Annotated in this window: 18 protein-coding genes and 1 riboswitch; of the genes, 12 read left to right on the top strand and 6 right to left on the bottom strand. The window is 39.2% G+C overall.

Features of this window, described 5'->3' with window-relative positions; genetic code table 11:
- Window positions 1-766 precede the first annotated feature (766 nt).
- Complete coding sequence (locus H1X92_RS14645; protein ID WP_180560834.1) at window positions 767-1,366, top strand: lytic polysaccharide monooxygenase; 600 nt, start codon at window positions 767-769, stop codon at window positions 1,364-1,366.
- Window positions 1,367-1,572: 206 nt separating this feature from the next.
- On the opposite strand, the gene H1X92_RS14640 is transcribed toward H1X92_RS14645, so the two are convergent.
- Window positions 1,573-2,139: a 3'-5' exonuclease gene (locus tag H1X92_RS14640; RefSeq protein ID WP_180560833.1), complete on the bottom strand. Its 567-nt coding sequence runs from the start codon at window positions 2,137-2,139 to the stop codon at window positions 1,573-1,575.
- A gap of 620 nt (window positions 2,140-2,759) precedes the next feature.
- On the opposite strand from H1X92_RS14640, the gene pgl reads away from it, so the two are divergent.
- Window positions 2,760-3,752 carry a 6-phosphogluconolactonase gene (pgl, locus tag H1X92_RS14635; RefSeq protein ID WP_180560832.1) on the top strand — a complete coding sequence of 331 codons (993 nt, stop codon included), beginning with the start codon at window positions 2,760-2,762 and terminating at the stop codon, window positions 3,750-3,752.
- Between the two features lie 12 nt (window positions 3,753-3,764).
- Here the strand turns inward: pgl and bioA are convergent, their stop codons facing one another.
- Window positions 3,765-5,039, bottom strand: coding sequence for an adenosylmethionine--8-amino-7-oxononanoate transaminase (gene bioA, locus H1X92_RS14630; RefSeq protein ID WP_180561000.1), 1,275 nt, complete (start codon window positions 5,037-5,039; stop codon window positions 3,765-3,767).
- A gap of 97 nt (window positions 5,040-5,136) precedes the next feature.
- Here bioA and bioB point away from each other — a divergent pair, with 97 nt between their 5' ends.
- The 5 genes from bioB to uvrB all read left to right on the top strand — a co-directional run bounded on the left by bioB (window position 5,137) and on the right by uvrB (window position 11,324).
- Window positions 5,137-6,168, top strand: coding sequence for a biotin synthase BioB (gene bioB, locus H1X92_RS14625; RefSeq protein ID WP_370520708.1), 1,032 nt, complete (start codon window positions 5,137-5,139; stop codon window positions 6,166-6,168).
- Window positions 6,168-7,334 (top strand): 8-amino-7-oxononanoate synthase, encoded by a 1,167-nt coding sequence (gene bioF, locus H1X92_RS14620; RefSeq protein ID WP_180560999.1) that lies wholly within the window; start codon window positions 6,168-6,170, stop codon window positions 7,332-7,334. The genes bioB and bioF overlap by 1 nt, the downstream gene beginning before the upstream one ends.
- Entirely contained in the window at window positions 7,303-8,076 is a 774-nt protein-coding gene (bioC, locus tag H1X92_RS14615) for a malonyl-ACP O-methyltransferase BioC (protein WP_180560830.1), read from the top strand. Before bioF ends, bioC begins: the two co-directional genes overlap by 32 nt.
- Complete coding sequence (gene bioD, locus H1X92_RS14610) at window positions 8,069-8,746, top strand: dethiobiotin synthase (protein ID WP_180560829.1); 678 nt, start codon at window positions 8,069-8,071, stop codon at window positions 8,744-8,746. Before bioC ends, bioD begins: the two co-directional genes overlap by 8 nt.
- A 565-nt stretch (window positions 8,747-9,311) precedes the next feature.
- Complete coding sequence (uvrB, locus tag H1X92_RS14605) at window positions 9,312-11,324, top strand: excinuclease ABC subunit UvrB (RefSeq protein ID WP_180560828.1); 2,013 nt, start codon at window positions 9,312-9,314, stop codon at window positions 11,322-11,324.
- A gap of 74 nt (window positions 11,325-11,398) precedes the next feature.
- On the opposite strand, the gene yvcK is transcribed toward uvrB, so the two are convergent.
- Window positions 11,399-12,352, bottom strand: coding sequence for a uridine diphosphate-N-acetylglucosamine-binding protein YvcK (gene yvcK, locus H1X92_RS14600; RefSeq protein ID WP_180560827.1), 954 nt, complete (start codon window positions 12,350-12,352; stop codon window positions 11,399-11,401).
- Between the two features lie 240 nt (window positions 12,353-12,592).
- A riboswitch (molybdenum cofactor riboswitch) is annotated at window positions 12,593-12,743 on the top strand.
- Here yvcK and moaA point away from each other — a divergent pair.
- From moaA to H1X92_RS14575, 5 genes are all read left to right on the top strand, one after another.
- Window positions 12,733-13,713, top strand: a complete 981-nt coding sequence (moaA, locus tag H1X92_RS14595) for a GTP 3',8-cyclase MoaA (protein WP_180560826.1) — start codon at window positions 12,733-12,735, stop codon at window positions 13,711-13,713. Its footprint overlaps the riboswitch before it by 11 nt.
- Window positions 13,714-13,745: 32 nt before the next feature.
- The gene (gene moaC / locus H1X92_RS14590) at window positions 13,746-14,225 is read left to right on the top strand and encodes a cyclic pyranopterin monophosphate synthase MoaC (protein ID WP_180560825.1); all 480 of its coding nucleotides are present in this window, start codon (window positions 13,746-13,748) and stop codon (window positions 14,223-14,225) included.
- On the top strand, window positions 14,222-14,467 hold the full coding sequence (moaD, locus tag H1X92_RS14585) for a molybdopterin synthase sulfur carrier subunit (RefSeq protein ID WP_180560824.1): 246 nt from the start codon (window positions 14,222-14,224) through the stop codon (window positions 14,465-14,467). Before moaC ends, moaD begins: the two co-directional genes overlap by 4 nt.
- Window positions 14,468-14,926, top strand: coding sequence for a molybdopterin synthase catalytic subunit MoaE (moaE, locus tag H1X92_RS14580; protein WP_180560823.1), 459 nt, complete (start codon window positions 14,468-14,470; stop codon window positions 14,924-14,926).
- A gap of 196 nt (window positions 14,927-15,122) precedes the next feature.
- Window positions 15,123-15,833 (top strand): Bax inhibitor-1/YccA family protein, encoded by a 711-nt coding sequence (locus tag H1X92_RS14575; protein ID WP_180560822.1) that lies wholly within the window; start codon window positions 15,123-15,125, stop codon window positions 15,831-15,833.
- Between the two features lie 66 nt (window positions 15,834-15,899).
- Here H1X92_RS14575 and H1X92_RS14570 read toward each other — a convergent pair whose 3' ends face one another.
- Genes H1X92_RS14570 through H1X92_RS14560 form a run of 3 tightly spaced genes read right to left on the bottom strand, consistent with a single transcriptional unit; the run spans window position 15,900 to window position 19,906 of the window.
- Window positions 15,900-17,006: an ABC transporter permease gene (locus H1X92_RS14570; protein WP_180560821.1), complete on the bottom strand. Its 1,107-nt coding sequence runs from the start codon at window positions 17,004-17,006 to the stop codon at window positions 15,900-15,902.
- Window positions 17,007-17,015: 9 nt separating this feature from the next.
- On the bottom strand, window positions 17,016-18,173 hold the full coding sequence (locus H1X92_RS14565) for an ABC transporter permease (RefSeq protein WP_180560820.1): 1,158 nt from the start codon (window positions 18,171-18,173) through the stop codon (window positions 17,016-17,018).
- Complete coding sequence (locus H1X92_RS14560) at window positions 18,170-19,906, bottom strand: ATP-binding cassette domain-containing protein (protein WP_180560819.1); 1,737 nt, start codon at window positions 19,904-19,906, stop codon at window positions 18,170-18,172. The genes H1X92_RS14565 and H1X92_RS14560 overlap by 4 nt, the downstream gene beginning before the upstream one ends.
- Between the last annotated feature and the right edge of the window lie 5 nt (window positions 19,907-19,911).

Here is a 19,911-nt window from a genome sequence, read left to right as displayed (position 1 = left end):
TTTAAACAGTATAATTTAGTGAATTATTTATCCTAATTATTCAAACCGATAAATTTTTTCAGTACTAATCATATCGGATAATAGCCGTTAACTAAACCCATAAAAAAAATAATTAGCCCAATAGATAATAAAATAACAACATAATTAAATAGCAATAATCAGTAAAATTTTAGCCTGGCAGGTTATTAACCAGTTGTTTTATGATTAATAAGATTTAAATCAATATATTAGATTAGCATAAGTTAATTAAATGTCTTTTTGTTGATTTAATGTAAATAATTATTAATTTTAAAGCGATATTTATTACCATTTTTAACAATAAGTGCTGCTGTTAAAATAGCATCTTTTAATATTGCTCTTTAAATTTATTATGCTAAATATTGTTAATTTTTAGCTGCTATTTTCGTTAGATTATGTATTGGTCCTAACATTGTCATGTTTTATCGCCAGCGATTATTTGTAAATTGCAGCGTTCATTATTGTTAACTATAACGCTCAAATAATTTAGATAATATGAGCTGCAATTATATTTCTAATTTATTCAATATTTTATTTTTTATTAGTTGGTCACTGTTTTTCATAGAAAGTCTAATATATTAATTTTTTATTTTATTTATATTTAAATGAAATTTTTTTTAAGTAAAAAATAGATTAATTAAATTGATATTTGATTTTTATCTGCATAATAATTAACTCTGCTGTAAGTGATGTTATATAAAAATATTCTCAATTGATAAAAATAGAAACTATTTAAGGGATGTATTAAATGAAAAGTAAATTATTGTTAGCGCCATTGGCACTAATCTGTGCTGCTAATGTAGCCGCTGCCAATGTCAAACCGGAACCGCAGCATGGTTTTATTTTTGAACCCAAAAGCCGAGCAGTGTTATGTTGGATACATGAAAATAGCAACTGTGGTGCTGTTGAATATGATCCTATGTCGATTGAAGGGCCAAAAGGTTTTCCACAAAGCGGCCCTCGTGATGGTAAGATAGCCAGCGGTGATAACTCATCATTTTATAAACTCAACGAACAGAGCGTTGATCGTTGGAAGAAAGTACCACTGAATTCTGGTAAAAACACCTTTCGTTGGTCGTTAACTCAGCCACATAAAACGCAAAAATGGGAGTTTTTTATTACTAAACAGGATTGGAATCCTAACGCACCACTAACTCGTGCTTCTTTTGATTTAAAACCATTTTGCGAGCGTTTTGACGGTGGTGCAACGCCTGATGAGTACCAGATTTATTTTGATTGCAATGTTCCACAACGGACGGGTTATCAAATCATTTTAGGTGTTTGGTCAATTGCTGATACTGCAAATGCTTTTTATCAAGTTGTTGATGTGGATATGAAAGCTAAATAATATTAATAACAATTTTTCAGCTAGTAAATTAACCAACATTACAAATTTAAATTAGATTAGTAGACATTCATATTAAGCTATTTTTGTTGTTATTAAATGCTAGCTATTTCTACTTAGCTAGCTTTTATTCAATAGTTATCAGTAATAGCAAGTTTATTACCAACTAATAATTGTCATTGTTAATTTTCATTAACTGGAATATTCCGTCATTCCTCATGTTGGATAATTTTTTGCCAAATATTGGCAACATGATGCACTTGGTAAAGCGCACAATTGAGTGCATTATCTCGCGCTTGATCAATTGACAGATCATTTTGTACATTTATGCCCAGATTAATCCCCATATCGATAATAGTGTGTACATCACGATCATTGCCGACATGCCAAAAAGGGGTCAATTGTGATCTCTCATAAGCGCCTCTTAAAACAAAATTAGCGCCTTTCCCCCAGACTTTCAAACAATCCATCCGTTCTTGGGCATTTTCTCGCGCCCAAAAATGTAATTCACGCAGAACATTATCAATAAGTGGTAAACTTTTTTTGGCAATTGTTGCGCGAGCTTCATTGGATTGGCATAACCACCATTTTATAGTTTCGCCATTGACGGTACCACCGGCAGACATTGATGAAGAGAGATCGACAGCTTGATAAAAGGCAGCGCCCGTTTCACCTGTCGCTGGATTAAAAAAAACCGCACCGATTGCTACAATGGCAGCACAACTGCCCATGCCCATGGTTTCTAACTCAACCATTAAATTTTCGCGGGGTTTCATTATTATTCCTTAATTTTCTATTAACACTTTGCCGTGTTAATCTACTCGTCCTGATAGTTACGGTTTATAATTTTTAAATTTAGCTCACGACTTGTTGATTTTATTTATTACTAACAATAATTATATGAAATTGGAAAAAAATCGATACAGACAACGGGATCAAATCAAAGTTAGCTTATATGTTGCTTATATTAAAAAATAATGTGAAATTTATATTAAATTTCCAACCTCCTCGGTAGTGATCAATTTTATTGCCTTTTTAGCAAAACATCTTTATTAACAGAAATAAAATTTTATATATTTATATAATATTATTTTTTTACTTTTTAACAACAGTTTTTTATAGGGTTTAATTTATTTTTTTATTATCTGAATACTAAATTTACTTGAATAAGACTATATTCAACGGCGATTGACGGTTGGCTAATTATTGTCGCGAAATATAACCTTTAATTACATAGTGATAATTTATAAAAATAAAACCACTCCATATACTGACATCAGTCAACTGAACAATAAATTTTTTTATTACCTACTATGCTGTTTTGGTAATTATCTGCTATCAAATCGGATATGATAACGGAGGCTATTTTGTCAGATAATTTGTGAGGAGTTAATCAATGAAACAGGTAGTGTATGTTGCCAGTCCAGAAAGTAAGCAAATTCATGTTTGGATCCTAGATGAAAAAGGGAAACTGACATTATTGCAACAGCTGACATTACCCGGTGAAGTACAACCGATGCAGATTAGTCCTGATGGTCGACATCTTTATGTTGGTATTCGGCCGGATTTTGCCATTATTACTTACCTTATTTCGGCCGAAGGCAAACTCAGCCAACAGGCCATTACCGCTATTCCTGCCACACCAACCCACATTGAAATTGACAAGCTCGGTCGTTGGTTATTTATTCCCTCCTATCATCAAGGTAATTTAATGGTGTTGCCCATTGATCAACAGGGGAGCGCGCAGCCAGTGATTCAAGTTGTTGGCGATTTAAAACATCCCCATGCGTCGGGAGTAAGTTTTGATAATGCACGCTTGTTTGTCCCTTGTTTAGGTGAAGATCATATTCGCATTTATACAATTGCTAACAATGGCCATTTAACCGAACAGGTTGCTGGTCGGATTGCAACTAACCAAGGTGCAGGGCCCCGTCATTTAGCTTTTGCACCCAACCAGAACGCTTTTTATTGTTTAAATGAGTTAGATGCCACCATTAATGTTCATTCAGCATTTGCGCCTTTTCAGCAAAAGCAAAATTGTGACATTTTGCCGGCTGGTTCGAAATGTAAACCTTGGGCCGCGGATATCCATATTACGCCAGATGGCCGCCATCTTTATGCAAGTGAACGTTCTGCCAGTATTATTCGTCACTTTCAGGTGACAGCAGACGGGTTAACATTATCGCCAATGGCGGTTTATGCCACGGAAAGTCAACCGCGTGGCTTTAATATTGATCAAACGGGTCATTTTTTGCTAGCTGTGGGCCAGAAGTCGGATCACATTGCTGTTTATAAAATAGATGGAGTGACCGGTGGGCTACAAGCATTAGAACGTTATCCGGTGGGTAAAGGGCCGATGTGGATCACGACCCATTTAATAAAAAACTAAATTATTTTTAATTTACAGCTTGATAACGATTTTTTTTATTGCTTCCGTTAACTGGGTCAGTTGCTGAGCGGTAATGATATAGGGCGGCATCAGATAAATTAATTTACCAAATGGCCGGATCCAGACCCCTTCAGCCACAAAATGACGTTGTAACTCAGGCACATTGACGGGGTTTTTCATTTCAACAATGCCAATTGCACCTAACACTCGCACGTCAGCAACTTGTGGTTGATCTCGCAGCACAAAGAGTTCAGCCATCAATTGCGTTTCAATCTCTTGCACCCATTTTTGCCATGGGCTATTTTTTAATAATGTTATGTTCGCATCGGCAATCGCACAGGCTAATGGATTGCCCATAAAAGTGGGCCCATGCATAAAACAGCCCGCTTGACCTTGGCTAATGGTGTCCGCAATATGCCGGCTGGTCAGAGTAGCTGACAGAGTGACATAACCCCCGGTTAGTGCTTTACCTAGACACAAAATATCTGGCGTGATCGCACTATGCTGGCAAGCAAACAATTTGCCAGTACGGCCAAATCCGGTGGCTACTTCATCGGCAATCAGTAAGATATCATAGTGATCGCATAATTCTCTCACGCCGGTCAGATAATTAGGGTGATAAATTCGCATACCACCCGCACCCTGAACTATCGGCTCAACGATAATGGCCGCAATTTTGCCAGCTTGTTCGCTTAGCATTTTTTGTAATGGGATCAAATCGTCAGCTTGCCACTGCTGATAAAAACCGCATTGAGGGGCTTGAACGAAAAAATGGGTTGGCAAATAACCTTGATAAAGGCTATGCATTGAGTTTTCTGGATCACAAACTGACATAGCACCCAAGGTATCACCATGATATGCCCGTTGTAAGGCAATAAACTGGTGACGTGTTTCCCCGCGCGCCTGCCAATACTGTAATGCCATTTTTAATGCTATCTCTACAGCTACTGAGCCGGAGTCAGCCAGAAAAATACATTCTAAACTATGATCAGTTATATCAATTAATTGTCGGCACAAGGCGGTCGCTGACGGATGGGTGATGCCGCCAAACATAACATGGGACATTTTTGTTAATTGCTGAGAAGCGGCTTGGTTGAGTACGGGATGATTATAGCCATGAATAGCGGCCCACCAAGAAGCCATACCATCAATCAATTTTCTGCCATCGGCTAATTCGAGTTCAACACCTGAGGCGCTCACGATAGGATAAGCCGGTATCGGTTGCGTCATAGAAGTATAGGGGTGCCAAATATGTTTAGTATCAAAATTAATATCGTCGAGTTTCATTATACTTGGTAAACTAATTTTATTTATTTTAGTTGACATGATAACGCACTTATTTAAACTGGCAACACTTTTTGTTTCAAGAGAGAGAATGGCAAAGATGGAAAAAACATGGACGCTTAGCCAGGCACAAGCATTATTTGATTTACCTTTTTTTGAATTACTTTTTCAAGCTCAGCAAGTTCATCGTCAACACTTTGATCCGCAACAGATCCAGATTAGTACCTTACTCTCAATTAAAACCGGTGCCTGCCCGGAAGATTGCAAATATTGCCCACAAAGTGCTCGTTATAAGACAGGATTAAAAGCTGAGCGACTATTAGAAGTCCAACAAGTGATTGAATCGGCTAAGCAGGCCAAAAAAGCCGGTTCGACACGTTTTTGTATGGGCGCGGCCTGGCGAAATCCCCATGAACGGGATATGCCTTATTTAGAAACGATGGTAAAAGAAGTCAAAGCATTAGGCTTGGAAACCTGTATGACACTGGGTAAGTTAACTGACCAGCAAGCACGGCGGTTAGCCGATGCGGGACTGGATTATTACAATCACAATTTAGACACCTCGCCTGAGTTTTATGGCTCTATTATTACCACTCGCACCTATCAAGATCGGCTTGATACAATTGATACCGTTCGCCAAGCAGGCATGAAGGTATGCGCTGGTGGCATTGTCGGCTTAGGTGAAGAGGTGACTGATCGAGCAGCGCTATTGGTTCAATTAGCTAATTTACCGCAGGTTCCCGAAAGTGTGCCAATTAATATGTTAATAAAAATAAAAGGCACGCCCCTTGAAGACAATGAAGATGTCGATGGCTTTGATTTTATTCGTACCATTGCTGTTGCCCGTATTATGATGCCAACCTCTTTTGTCCGGCTCTCTGCTGGCCGTGAACAGATGAATGAACAGATGCAAGCACTCTGTTTTATGGCCGGGGCTAACTCTCTCTTTTATGGTTGTAAGTTATTAACGGCCGCTAATCCCAAGCAAGATAAAGATCAGCAACTTTTCCGCAAGCTAAATATTAATCCACAAGCCACTGAAACCGCATTGACTCATCAGCAGCAAATAGAGCGGCTGCAAAAAGCTATGCAGCAGGTGGATACAGCACAATTTTACAACGCGGCACTATGATGAATTGGTCAACATTTTTAGCTCGTGAACTGGATATGCGCAAGCAGCAAGCATTGTGGCGGCAACGACAGATTATTAAAAAAAATAATGCACGTACCCTAATCTTTGATCAACAACAATATGTTAATTTTTCGAGTAATGATTATCTGGGGTTAAGCCAGCATCCGGCCATTATTAAAGCCTGGCAAATGGGATTAAGCCAATATGGAACGGGTAGTGGTAGCTCAGGTCATGTTATCGGTTATATTTGCGCCCATGCCCAATTGGAGCACCAGCTTGCTGACTGGTTAGGTTATCCCCGCGCTTTATTATTTATTTCCGGCTATGCCGTAAATCAAAGTGTGATTATGGCTTTAATGAAAAAAAATGATCGTATTGTCGCTGATAAATTTAGTCATGCATCCATACTAGAAGCCGCAATGTTATCGCCAGCAACATTACAACGTTTTGCTCACAATCAAGCGGACACTTTACAACCTCTTTTAGCGGTCAATCAGACTGGTAAAACACTGGTTGTCACTGAAGGCGTATTTAGTATGGATGGCGATAGAGCCCCTTTAGATCAATTGCAAGCAGCAGCAAGGCAAGCACAGGCATGGCTATTAGTGGATGATGCCCATGGTATTGGGGTTAGCGGCGATGAAGGCAGAGGTAGTTGTCATCTGCATAAGGTAAAGCCTGAACTGCTGGTGATAACCTTTGGTAAAGCCTTTGGTCTTAGTGGAGCTGCATTGCTTTGTGATGAAAACACCGCCGACTATTTTCTGCAATATGGCCGTCATTTGATTTATAGTACTTCAATGCCGCCGGCTCAAGCGGTTGCGTTGGCTGAGGCCGTTAGGCAAATTCGTCAGGCCGATGAATTAAGAACAAATTTGCAGCGCAATATTGATTATTTTCGTCAATTAGCCCATCACTATAATTTGCCATTATTAAATTCCTCGAGTGCCATTCAGCCACTGATTATTGGTAGTAACCAACGTTGTTTACATTTAGCGCAATTTTTACGTCAGCGAGGATTTTGGGTGCAAGCTATTCGGCCGCCAACAGTGCCGCCGGGTAGTGCTAGATTAAGGATCACGTTGATGGCTAATCATCAATTAACCGATATTGCACAGTTAATGGAAACGTTAAATGAATTCTTTAACAACTATGCCAATAAATAAGCAAGCAATTGCGCATGCTTTTGGACGGGCGGCTAAAAATTACGATAATATTGCGTTATTTCAGCAGCAAAGTGGACAACATCTGTTTGATTGCTTATCGGCGATGCCAGGTAACACGATTCTGGATGCTGGCTGTGGTACCGGTTATTTCAGTCAGCAGTGGCAGTTAGCAGGAAAACAGGTTATTGCGCTTGATCTGTCTGCATCAATGTTAGCGATCGCTCAACAAAAGCAAGCGGCCAAAAGTTATATCCAGGCTGACATGGAGTGTCTACCACTAGCCGATGAAAGTGTCGATCTCTGTTTTAGTCATCTTGCTATCCAGTGGTGTAGTAATTTATATACCCCATTAAGTGAGTTATATCGTATCACTAAAAAGGGTGGGGTAGTTGCTTTTTCTACTTTAGCCGATGGCTCATTACATGAGCTACAACAGTGTTGGCAAAAAGTTGATAATAACCGACACATTAATTCTTTTATGACTTTTGCACAAATTAAGCGGACTTGTCATGGTTGGTCGCATAGTTTAGAGCAACGATCTTGGCATGTAACTTATCCTTCATTTGCTTGTTTACTCCAATCTATCAAGGGAATTGGTGCGACTTATCTAACGGCTGGACGTCAGCAACAGGGCCTAATGACAAAAAATCAGTTAGCTAAACTCCTTGATCATTATCCTTATGTCAATGAGCAATTCCCACTAACTTATCAACTGGTTTACGGAATGTTATATCGTGAATAAATGTTTTTTTCTCACCGGAACTGACACCGATGTGGGCAAAACTATTGTTAGTTGCGCGCTGCTACAAGCGGCCGCAGCTCATGGCTATCAAACGGCAGGCTATAAGCCGGTAGCTTCAGGTAGCGAACAATTAACGGATGGCTTAAGAAATTCAGATGCGCAGTTATTAAGAAAAAATAGCAGCCTGAAACTGAATTACCATGATGTTAATCCGATCGTTTTTGCCCAAGCAACTTCACCCCATATTGCCAGTCAGTTAACAGGAGAACTTATCGATTGGCAGATAATGGGTGCAGGATTAAATAAATTAAAACAATCTGCTGACTGGATCATTGTCGAAGGTGCCGGCGGATGGTATACACCGCTTTGCGCTGAGCAAACCTTTGCTGATTGGGTTATACAACAGCAATTGCCAGTAATATTAACAGTTGGCGTTAAATTAGGTTGTATTAATCATGCAATATTAACCGCACAGGCAATTGAGCAAAGTGGTTTATTATTGGCAGGCTGGGTGGCTAATGAAATTGTTTTACCGGGTCAATATCAACAGGATTATTTGTTAACATTACAGCAGCGCCTGTCAGCACCTTGTTTAGGGGTTATTCCACATTTGCCAGATTGGCAATCTCATTCGATTGGCAAATTTGTCAATATAGGTAACCTACTGTAATAGGAATAATTTTTAGGCTAAAGCATTATGCCACTTTAGCCGTATTTTGCTTGAATTAGTAAAATAGTAACAGATGAAATGCTTTTTTTCGTTTTTTTTCTTATACAAAAATTTTTTTTGTGATTATTTTTCTGGCAAAAATTTTTTACTAATACTCAAGTGAAAATCTTACAACTATTGATGCCTAAAAGAATTTCTTGAGTTATCCACCATTCCTGTGGATAACCTTGTGTATTAGATCTAGAAAAGTGTCGCTAACCAAGATGGGATGAGGCTTGGCGTGCCGTTGATGCCATTCTCGGCTCTAAATCAAAATTATATAAATATTAATAAGTTATATAAAATCAAGTCTGAAATGATATATAATAAAGTTTTATATTAGCTAATTAGCATAAAATATAAAATATAATTAAGCGTAAGAAAAAGCTTGGGGATAACTAAGTTATTAAAATAATAAATATATGTAAATAATTTATTATGGTTAAGGCTGATTTTTTATTTCTGCTGTCATTGAAACTGTTTTTTTATCCAGTATGATAAAGAAATTTTTAGTAGAGAGGGTTAGATGAGTAAAGTCTTCAAATTGCATGCTGAATTTCAACCTGCGGGTGATCAGCCACAAGCAATAAAGAAATTAATCGAAGGTCTTAATGATGGATTGGCTCATCAAACGTTGCTTGGTGTCACCGGATCGGGTAAAACATTTACTATTGCTAAGGTTATTGAGCGGGTTAACCGCCCGGTCATGGTGATGGCTCACAATAAAACGCTGGCAGCACAATTATATAGTGAAATGAAAGCCTTTTTTCCTGAAAATGCGGTGGAATATTTTGTTTCTTATTATGATTATTATCAACCAGAAGCGTATGTTCCCAGTTCCGATACTTTTATCGAAAAAGACGCCTCTATTAACGAACATATTGAACAGATGCGGCTCTCTGCCACTAAAGCACTTCTTGAACGACGTGATGTTATTGTTGTTGCTTCGGTATCAGCGATTTATGGTTTAGGCGATCCAGATAGCTATCTAAAAATGATGCTTCATTTAACTAAAGGCATGATTATTGACCAGCGTGCTATTTTACGCCGGCTGGCAGAGTTGCAATATAGCCGCAATGATCAAGCATTTCAACGAGGTACATTTAGAGTTAGAGGGGAAGTGATTGATATTTTTCCTGCCGAATCAGATGAATATGCCTTACGGGTCGAATTATTTGATGAGGAAGTAGAAAGGCTGGCACTTTTTGATCCCTTAACGGGTCAGCTCCAACATGATGTACCACGATTTACCATTTATCCTAAAACTCACTATGTCACACCGCGTGAACGTATTCTTGAAGCCATGGAGCAGATCAAAACTGAATTGGCACAAAGACGTAAATTGCTACTGGAAAGTAATAAATTGCTTGAAGAGCAGCGATTAACCCAGCGTACCCAGTTTGATTTAGAGATGATGAATGAACTGGGTTATTGCTCCGGTATTGAAAATTATTCACGTTATCTTTCCGGCCGTGCAAGCGGTGAACCGCCACCAACACTGTTTGACTATTTACCGGCTGATGGCTTATTAGTTATTGACGAATCTCATGTCACTATCCCACAGATTGGCGCTATGTATCGTGGTGATCGCTCTCGTAAAGAGACATTGGTTGAATATGGTTTTCGCTTACCATCTGCGTTGGACAATCGCCCGTTACGTTTTGAGGAATTTGAAGCACTTTCCCCGCAAACAATTTATATTTCTGCCACACCGGGTAAGTATGAATTGGAAAAATCGGCTAATGAAATTATTGAGCAAGTTGTTCGGCCAACTGGCTTACTCGATCCTGAAATTGAGGTTCGTCCAGTTGCTACTCAGGTTGATGATTTGTTATCTGAGATCCATCTACGAACAGCGGTAAATGAACGAGTACTAGTAACAACCTTAACCAAAAGAATGGCAGAAGATTTGACCGATTATCTGCAAGAACATGATATTAAGGTGCGTTATTTGCATTCAGATATTGATACCGTTGAGCGAGTCGAAATTATTCGTGATTTACGATTAGGTTTATTTGATGTTTTAGTGGGGATTAACTTGCTACGTGAAGGCTTAGATATGCCTGAGGTATCGTTAGTCGCTATTTTAGATGCAGATAAAGAAGGATTTTTACGTTCAGAGCGTTCATTGATTCAAACGATTGGCCGTGCCGCGCGTAACCTGAAAGGGAAAGCGATTTTATATGGTGATAAAGTGACTGATTCAATGGCAAAAGCGATTAGAGAAACTGAGCGCCGTCGAGAGAAACAAATCGCCTTTAATCAGCAGCATGGTATTGTGCCTAAAGGTTTAAATAAAAAAGTGGGTGATATTTTACAAGTTGGCGCCCCAGTATCGGTAAAAACGAAACAAAAGCAACCACAAGTATCAGCGATTAGCGAGGATTATCATAAACTTTCCACTAAAGAATTGGAGCTTAAAATTCAGGCGTTAGAAGCACAAATGTATCGTTATGCGCAAGATCTTGAATTTGAACAAGCAGCCAGTTTACGCGATCAAATCCAATTGCTACGTGAACAGTTTATTGCTAATTCTTGAACTTGATAGGACGCTTTTACCTACTGCACCGTCAAACCATGCCCTTTAGGGCGAGGAGAATGCCAAGTAAGAAGTCAGTTGGCATTGGAGGCAGGTGATAAATTAAAAGGTTTAAGTTGGTGAATGTTTTGTGCGATGTCTTCAATAGCTTGGCGCAGTAAGTCTCGATCATGACGATAACAAACATCTTGAGCAGCCAGTTCTCGTTGGATTACTATTCGATCTGCTAGGTTTGATGTATCGGTTGCTGGCCCAACGATAATGGCATCAATTTTCTGTTGGCCGATCCTTTTTTCGATCATGGCAATTTTATCAGTTAATTGCATATTGGCAGCAGGCTGGTTAAGCTCTTTACCAAGGTTAGCAATATAGATGATTGCTGCCCGGCATTCTTGTAGTGCTTGCGTTAAATCGTTCATCAGAAATAAAGGCATCAGACTGGTTAAAAAACTACCTGGGCCAATGATAATCAAATCAGCGTTATAAATAGCATCAAGCGCTTCTGGCGTGCTACTTACTTGCGGAGATAGCATTAATTTTTGTGGTAGTGAGGTGAGTTGATCAATATTAACTTCACCATAGATTTCATTGCCCATCAAATCGATTGCCAGCAAATCAGCAGGTTGCTCGGACATAGGAATAAGATGCGCCTTCACTTTTAATAGATTACGGATTAAGTTTATTGCATCCAACGGCCTAACACTCAAATGATCGAGCGATTTGAGCATTAAATTACCTAGATTATGGCCACCAAGTTCACCGTTACCCATAAAACGGTATTCAAACATCGTTGAAGCAATGGACGGTTCAGTAATTAATTGGTTTAAACAGTTGCGCGTATCCCCCCAGGCAATACCGCCTTCGGAACGGCGAATACGGCCGGTAGAGCCGCCATTATCTGTTGTTGTTACTATACCCGTTAATTGAGAATTTAGAACCGCAAGAGATGACATAACACGACCCAAGCCATGACCACCTCCTAGTGCAACAACTTGCCCTAAGTTATTAAGAATACTGCATTGATGCATTACTTCCCCTATTTTATTATCTGTCTTATAACGGTTTGACGTAATTTATCATTAAATATCCGATCATATTGAATTAACGTGATATTAAACAATAACTTTGTCATTTATTTATATTACATTATTTTCTGTTAATTGATTAACTTATTGAATTGCAAGCGATAGATTTAAGCGTTTATTCGCTTTTTTAAATATTTAGCAATATTATTTATAGCAACCATCACATTACGCTATTATTGTACGTGATGTTATTAACTCCTAGCCTTTTTACCTAAGTTTGTGATCTTAATGGTTTAAATAGGGTATTAAGGCCGTGGCACTTATCGGCCACTAGGGTGCGAGGTAGAAATGCCTGCTTCTCCCGTATTTGGAAAGGCGTTATTATGACTCAACTTATTGATACTTTTGCCCGTAAATTCTACTATTTAAGACTATCCATCACTGATGTGTGTAATTTTCGCTGCACCTATTGTCTACCTAATGGCTATCAATCAAAGGGTTATCAAGATTTTTTATCGCTAGAAGAAATTGGCCATTTAACAAAAGCTTTTGCCGAGCTTGGTACGGAAAAAATTCGCTTAACTGGCGGAGAACCGACCATGCGGCGTGATTTTTTTGACATTATTGCTACCATCAAACAAAACCAGGCGATCAAAAAAATTGCCGTAACGACCAATGGTTATCGGCTGGCCAAAAATGTTAGCCATTGGAAAAGTGCAGGTTTAACCGACATTAATGTAAGTGTTGATAGTCTTGATCCACGACAGTTTTTAGCTATTACCGGGCAAGATAAATTTTTTCAAGTAATGGCTGGGATTGATGCGGCCTTGGAGGCTGGTTTTGCCAAAATAAAAGTTAATGTTGTGTTGATGAAAAATATCAATGACAGTAATTTAGTGAGTTTTATAAACTGGATCAAACTGCGGCCAATTCAACTGCGATTTATTGAATTAATGGAAACCGGTGAGAGTGGTAAAATATTTCATCGTCATCATGTCTCAGGTGAAAAAATTCGTCGGCGCTTATTAGAGCAAAGTTGGCAACAAATACCACGCTATCGTTGTGATGGGCCTGCCCAGGTATTTAAGCATCCTGATTATTGTGGTGAAATTGGTTTAATTATGCCCTATGAGAAGAATTTTTGTCAAAATTGTAATCGCTTACGTGTCTCTTCTATCGGTCATCTTCATCTCTGTCTATTTGGCGAACGCAGTATTATTTTACGTGATTTATTAGTTAATGCATCTCAATCTGAGGCATTGAAAGCGCGTATTCAGGCAGAATTACAGTTAAAACGTGAAAGCCATTTTCTTCATCAAGGTGATAGTGGTATCACGTCAAACCTTTCCATTATTGGAGGATAAATGGAATTTTTAGTCATTCTAAGGAGCTTACCATGTCTCAACTAACCCATATCAACTCAGCGGGTGAGGCGCATATGGTGGATGTGGCCACAAAGGCGGAAACCATTCGTGAAGCGCGAGCAGAAGCATTTGTAACAATGAATGCTAAGACACTTAATATGATTATCAGTGCCAGTCATCATAAAGGTGATGTTTTTGCTACTGCGCGGATTGCCGGTATTCAAGCCGCCAAAAAAACTTGGGATCTGATCCCGCTTTGTCATCCGCTATTACTCAGTAAAGTGGAAGTTATACTGGAAGCGCAATTAAGCGCTAATCGCATCCGAATTGAATCGTATTGTCGGTTATCAGGTAAGACTGGTGTCGAAATGGAAGCGCTAACCGCCGCATCAGTCGCCGCATTAACCATTTACGATATGTGTAAAGCGGTGCAAAAAGATATGGTGATTAGTTCAGTTAGGTTATTGGAAAAAACGGGCGGTAAATCCGCTGATTTTAGGATAACATCATGATTAAAGTGCTTTTTTTTGCCCAAGTCCGTGAATTAACCGGCACCGATAGATTAGAGTTAGAACATCGCTATTCGACGGTAGAAGAATTACGTAATGCATTAAGCCAACGTGGTGAGCGCTGGGCATTAGCATTAGAAAAGAAAAAACTGCTGTTTGCGGTCAATCATACCTTTGTACAGCCAGATCATCCATTAACTAGTGGCGATGAAATCGCTTTTTTTCCACCGGTAACGGGAGGATAAATGACAGATACACGGCTGGTTATTCAACAAGCGAATTTTAATGTGGGTGAGCAATATAAATGGTTAGCCCAATGTCAGGATGATGGTGCGGTGGTAACTTTCACCGGTAAAGTGCGTAACCATAACTTGGGTGATAACATTAAAACCCTCACTCTTGAGCATTATCCAGTTATGACAGAGAAAGCGTTACAGGATATTGCCAATGAAGCACGTTATCGTTGGCAATTGCAACGTATCTGTATTATCCATCGAATTGGTACTTTACAACCGGGCGAGGAAATAGTGTTTGTTGGTGTTACTAGCGGCCATCGTAGTAGTGCTTTTTTAGCCGCCGAATTTATTATGGATTATATGAAAACTAAAGCACCATTTTGGAAAAAAGAACATTTGACTCAAGGGCAAAGCAGCCGTTGGGTTGAGCCCAGACTGAGTGATCAAACCGCATTTAAGCGTTGGTAAACCAATTGTTATTGAAGTTATTTCAATTTATTGAAGTTTAGCTCAATAAAGTAAAAGTAATGTAAAACCTTCATTTATTTGCTCATATCAAACCATGGTTTTAGCAAGAAATTATGATAGACTTAACTTAAGTTTACTGAGCTATCTAGTTTATTAAATAGCTTTATCTTTAACGCAAGTGATGAGGGTAATCATCATGGATCGATTTGAACGTCAAAATGATTCGATCGTCCAGCGCGCTGGCGCAGGTATTCAAGCCTATATGGCGCAAGTATACGGCTGGATGACGGTAGGTTTGTTATTAACTGCGTTTGTTGCTTGGTATGCAATTAATAATAGTAATATTATTATGTATCTGGCAACGCATGGTTGGGTATTGATAGGCCTAATTATTGCTGAATTTGCATTAGTCATTGGGTTATCATTTCTGTTGCCTAAATTGAGTGCAGGGCTAGCAACAGCAATGTTTATGCTCTACTCGGCGCTGACAGGCCTAACAATTTCTCTGGTATTAGTTGCCTATACTGGCGTTTCTGTCGCCAGCACCTTCTTTATCACTGCTGCTATGTTTGGCGCACTAAGTTTTTATGGCTATACAACCAAACGTAGTTTAAGTGGCATGGGTAGCTTCCTATTTATGGCACTAATCGGGCTAATTATTGCCTCATTAGTGAATATTTGGCTGCAAAGTTCTGGCTTAACCTTGGTCATCACCTATGTAGGTGTATTAATCTTTTCAGGTTTGACGGCTTATGATACGCAGAAATTAAAAGACATGGGCAGCCAAATTGATAGTCGTGATCAGGAAGGTATGCGTAAATACGCTATTCTTGGGGCGTTGACTCTCTATTTAGATTTTATTAACTTGTTCTTAATGATGTTACGTATTCTGGGCGATCGCCGTTAATTTAATCTGTTTTATTAAAAATCCTGCTGATAGTATTGTATTAGCGGGATTTTTTTATTTTGTTATTCAGGCAATTTTTCGACTAAATAACCAATATGCTAAGGTTGTGGTACATAATGAAATAATAACTAATGGCCACAAGTTATGCCACAGCACAGCAAAATCGGCATCTTTTAAATAAATTTGTTTAGTGATATCTGTAAAATGACGAATAGGATTGATCCAAGTGAAATTTTGTAACCAAACTGGCATATTTTCTATTGGTGAAACATAGCCTGATAACAATACTGCCGGCATCATAAACACAAATACGCCAATAAATGCTTGTTGCTGAGTTGAACACATGGCAGAGATCAATAAGCCAAAACCAACTAAAGACAGACCATAAATTGTCATGGTAGTGTAAAAAACAAGTAATGAACCGGAAAATGGAATTTTGTAACAGAAAATCCCAATAATCAGCACTAATGTTGCCTGCAAAGTGGCAATAATTAATGCTGGAACCGCTTTACCAATAAAGATCTGCCAGGTGGTTAGAGGTGAAACCAGTAACTGATCAAGCGTTCCTTGTTCACGCTCACGTGCAATTGATAAGGATGTGACAACTAATACACCAATAGTGGTAATTAGCGCGACCAAAGAGGGAACGATAAACCATTTGTAATCAAGATTAGGGTTATACCAATTACGAATGATTAATGCGCTATTATTCTTTGCTATCTGCGGGTTAGATAACTGTTGTTGATAATTTTCAATAACTTGGTTAACTGTATTAGCGGCGATCTGGGCACTATTAGAGTTTCTACCATCAAGGATTAGTTGAACCGGAGTTGATTTTCTTTGTGCTAGCTGAGCACTAAAATTTTGCGGGAAATGGACGACTAACAGCGCCTTACGATTATTAATGGTTTCTGCAACTTGTTGATTATTATTGAGTAGCAATACATTAGTAAATGTTGTCGATTTTGCCAATCTTTGGGTTAATTCAATCGAGTCTTGCCCTTTGTCTTCGTTGAAAATAGCTATTGTGGTGTTAGTGACATCTAAAGTGGCGGCTAGTGGAAATAAAATCATTTGGAAAATAACTGGTAAGATAAGAATTGCACGGGTTTGTGGCTCTTGTAGTAGCGACTGCAACTCTTTAATAATGAGTGTATAGAGACGATGCAGCATATTCTCTCCCTAATCAAGTCTGCGGCGCGTTTTTAATGCGGTGAGCCCAATAAAGATGATGGCCGTCGCGACTAATAACAGAAAATTAGTCAGCAGGACAAAATAAATGTCACCAGCCAGAAATAGAGTTTGTAAACTACTAACAAAATAACGAGCTGGTATCAAATAGGTTACCCATTGGATAACTAGCGGCATACTATCAATTTCAAAAATAAAACCAGACAACATTATGGCCGGTAAAAAAGCGGCATTTAATGCAACAATAGCAGCGTTAAATTGGTTACGGGTTAAGGTAGAGATCAGTAATCCCATACCAAGAGCCGTTGCTAGATAGAGACTGGTAATTATAAATAACAGGCAGAATGAACCGCGATAAGGAATGTGTAAAATAAATATCGTGACTAACATGCAAAGTAGCATGACAAAAGAGCCTAATAGTTGATAGGGTAACAATTTGGCAAGCAGTAACTCTGTGCGTGTTATTTGAGTAGAGAGTAAGGCTTCCATTGTGCCTCGTTCCCACTCGCGGGCTACCACTAATGAAGTCAGAATGGCACCGACGACGGTAATAATAATACTGATCGCACCAGGAATAATAAAATGTTGGCTAATGGCTGCTGGATTAAACCAGAAGCGTAATTCTGGAACAATTAATGGTATAGTGTCATAACCGGCGTTTTCACCTTGTTGCTGCTGCCAGGTTTGCCAAATACCTTTGGTATAAGCCTGTATAAAATAGGCGGTATTTGACTCACTACCATCGGTAATAACTAGAATTGAGGTATGATCCGAGGGACGATTAAGCTGATTAGCAAAATCGACAGGGATCACGACCATACCGCGGATTTCCCCAGCTTGCATTTTATCTATTAGCAATTTTCGATTATCGCTAATTGTTGCCTCAATAAAAGGAGAACCGGTAAAGGTAGCGACAAATTCCCGTACTTGGTTATTTTGTTGATTGACGAGAATGCCAAGCCGCAATTTACTTGAATCCAGATTGATACCATAGCCAAAAATAAATAGCAGCATTAATGGAATAACGACAGCAATCAGCGCACTACTGGGATCACGTATGATCTGTTTACTTTCCTTAATACACAAGGCATACAAACGACGCCATGAAAACTGCGCTTCATGGGGTGATTGTTTTTCTGTTTGCTTCATTGTTTCCCTCGATCATAGTTAAGTATCAAACTAATAAAAGCTTGTTCCATCGACGGATCTTGATTTTCTGGCGTAGCAATTTGGCTTTTTAGTTCATCAGGTGTACCAGCAGCAATAATTTTACCGCGATAAACTAAACTAATTCGATCGCAATATTCAGCCTCGTCCATAAAGTGAGTAGTGACCATTACTGTGACACCTTTATTTACCATGCCGTTGATATGTAACCAAAATTCTCTTCGCGTGAGCGGATCTACGCCTGAAGTGGGTTCATCTAAAAAAAGAATGTCAGGTTCATGCATTAACGAGCAAGCTAAAGCTAGCCGCTGTTTGAAGCCTAATGGCAATTCATCAGTAGTTTGTTGCAATATCGAATTTAAATTAAAGGCATTGATCATGCTACTGATTTTTTGCTGTTGCTGACTGCCGCTAAGGCCATAAATACCAGAGAAAAACTTTAAGTTCTGCGCAACGGTTAAATTACCGTACAGTGAAAATTTTTGCGCCATATAACCAAGATGTTGGCGGGCTTTATTTGAACTTATTTTTAGATCCATCCCCAAGACTAACGCTCTACCTGCGGTTGGTAGCATTAATCCGCACATCATTTTGAATGTTGTCGATTTGCCGGCGCCATTAGGACCTAGCAAGCCAAAAATTTCACCACGTTTAACCGTAAAGTTAACGTTATCCGTTGCGGCAAAGTCACCGAATCGTTTGCTAAGATTCTGTGCTTCAATGACAGTTTCAGTGGCATCAACTGGAATTTGCGGCATAATTGCCGCCAACTCAGAACGTTGTGAGGGACTACCCCCCAATAAATCAATAAAAGCATCTTCGAAGCGCGGTTTGGCGGTAATTAATTTATCATTAGCGAAATTTAGACGGGTTAGAAAATCGCTTTGCTGGCTGTTTTCTTTCAAGATCACGCGAATATAATGCCCTTGAATAACACAGTCAGTTGTTTGCGGTAATAATAGCGCATCTTGTAAGTATGCACGGCGTTGTGAGGCTGGAACTTGGAGTAAAAAAGAGCGTCCAGCCATTTTGTTAGTTAGTGCTTGTGGTACCCCTCGATAGAGTAGTTGCCCCTGATTTAACAGTAAAATATCTCGGCATTGTTCAGCTTCATCTAGGTAGGATGTACTCCACAGGATCAGCATACCATCGCTAGCCAGTTCATGCACCATGCGCCAAAGTTCTTGCCGAGCAATAGGATCAACTCCTACGCCAGGCTCATCAAGTAATAGAACTTTCGGTCGACTAATCAATGTACAAGCTAGCCCAAGTTTTTGTTTCATGCCCCCAGACAGTTCGTCTGCCAGCCGTTGGGTAAACCGAGTTAGGTCGGTAAAATCCAGTAATTGTTGATAGATTTTTTGCCGACTTTCGCCCATCACGCCACATAAGCTGGCGTATAGATCCAAATTTTCTTGTACGGTAAGATCTTCATAAAGACCAAACTTTTGTGGCATATAACCAAGATGGCGACGAACTTCAACACCTTGCCAAATGGGATCTAAACCCATAATAGTGATATTACCGCTATCGGGTTTTAATAAGCCAGCAAGCATCCGTAATAGCGTGGTTTTTCCTGCACCATCAGGTCCAACTAAGCCAGTCACTGAACCGCCAGTAATTTCAGTGGTGAGTTTGGCTAATGCGGGTGAGGCTAAACCAGCAAAGCGTTTCTCGACGTCAGTCAATATTATCTTATCAACGGGTGTGACCATTCATT

The sequence above is a fragment of the Arsenophonus endosymbiont of Apis mellifera genome (assembly GCF_903968575.1).
In the GTDB taxonomy this organism is placed as follows: domain Bacteria; phylum Pseudomonadota; class Gammaproteobacteria; order Enterobacterales; family Enterobacteriaceae; genus Arsenophonus; species Arsenophonus apicola.
Note: the sequence above shows the minus strand (reverse complement) of the source record. Positions and strands in the feature narration are given on the sequence as shown.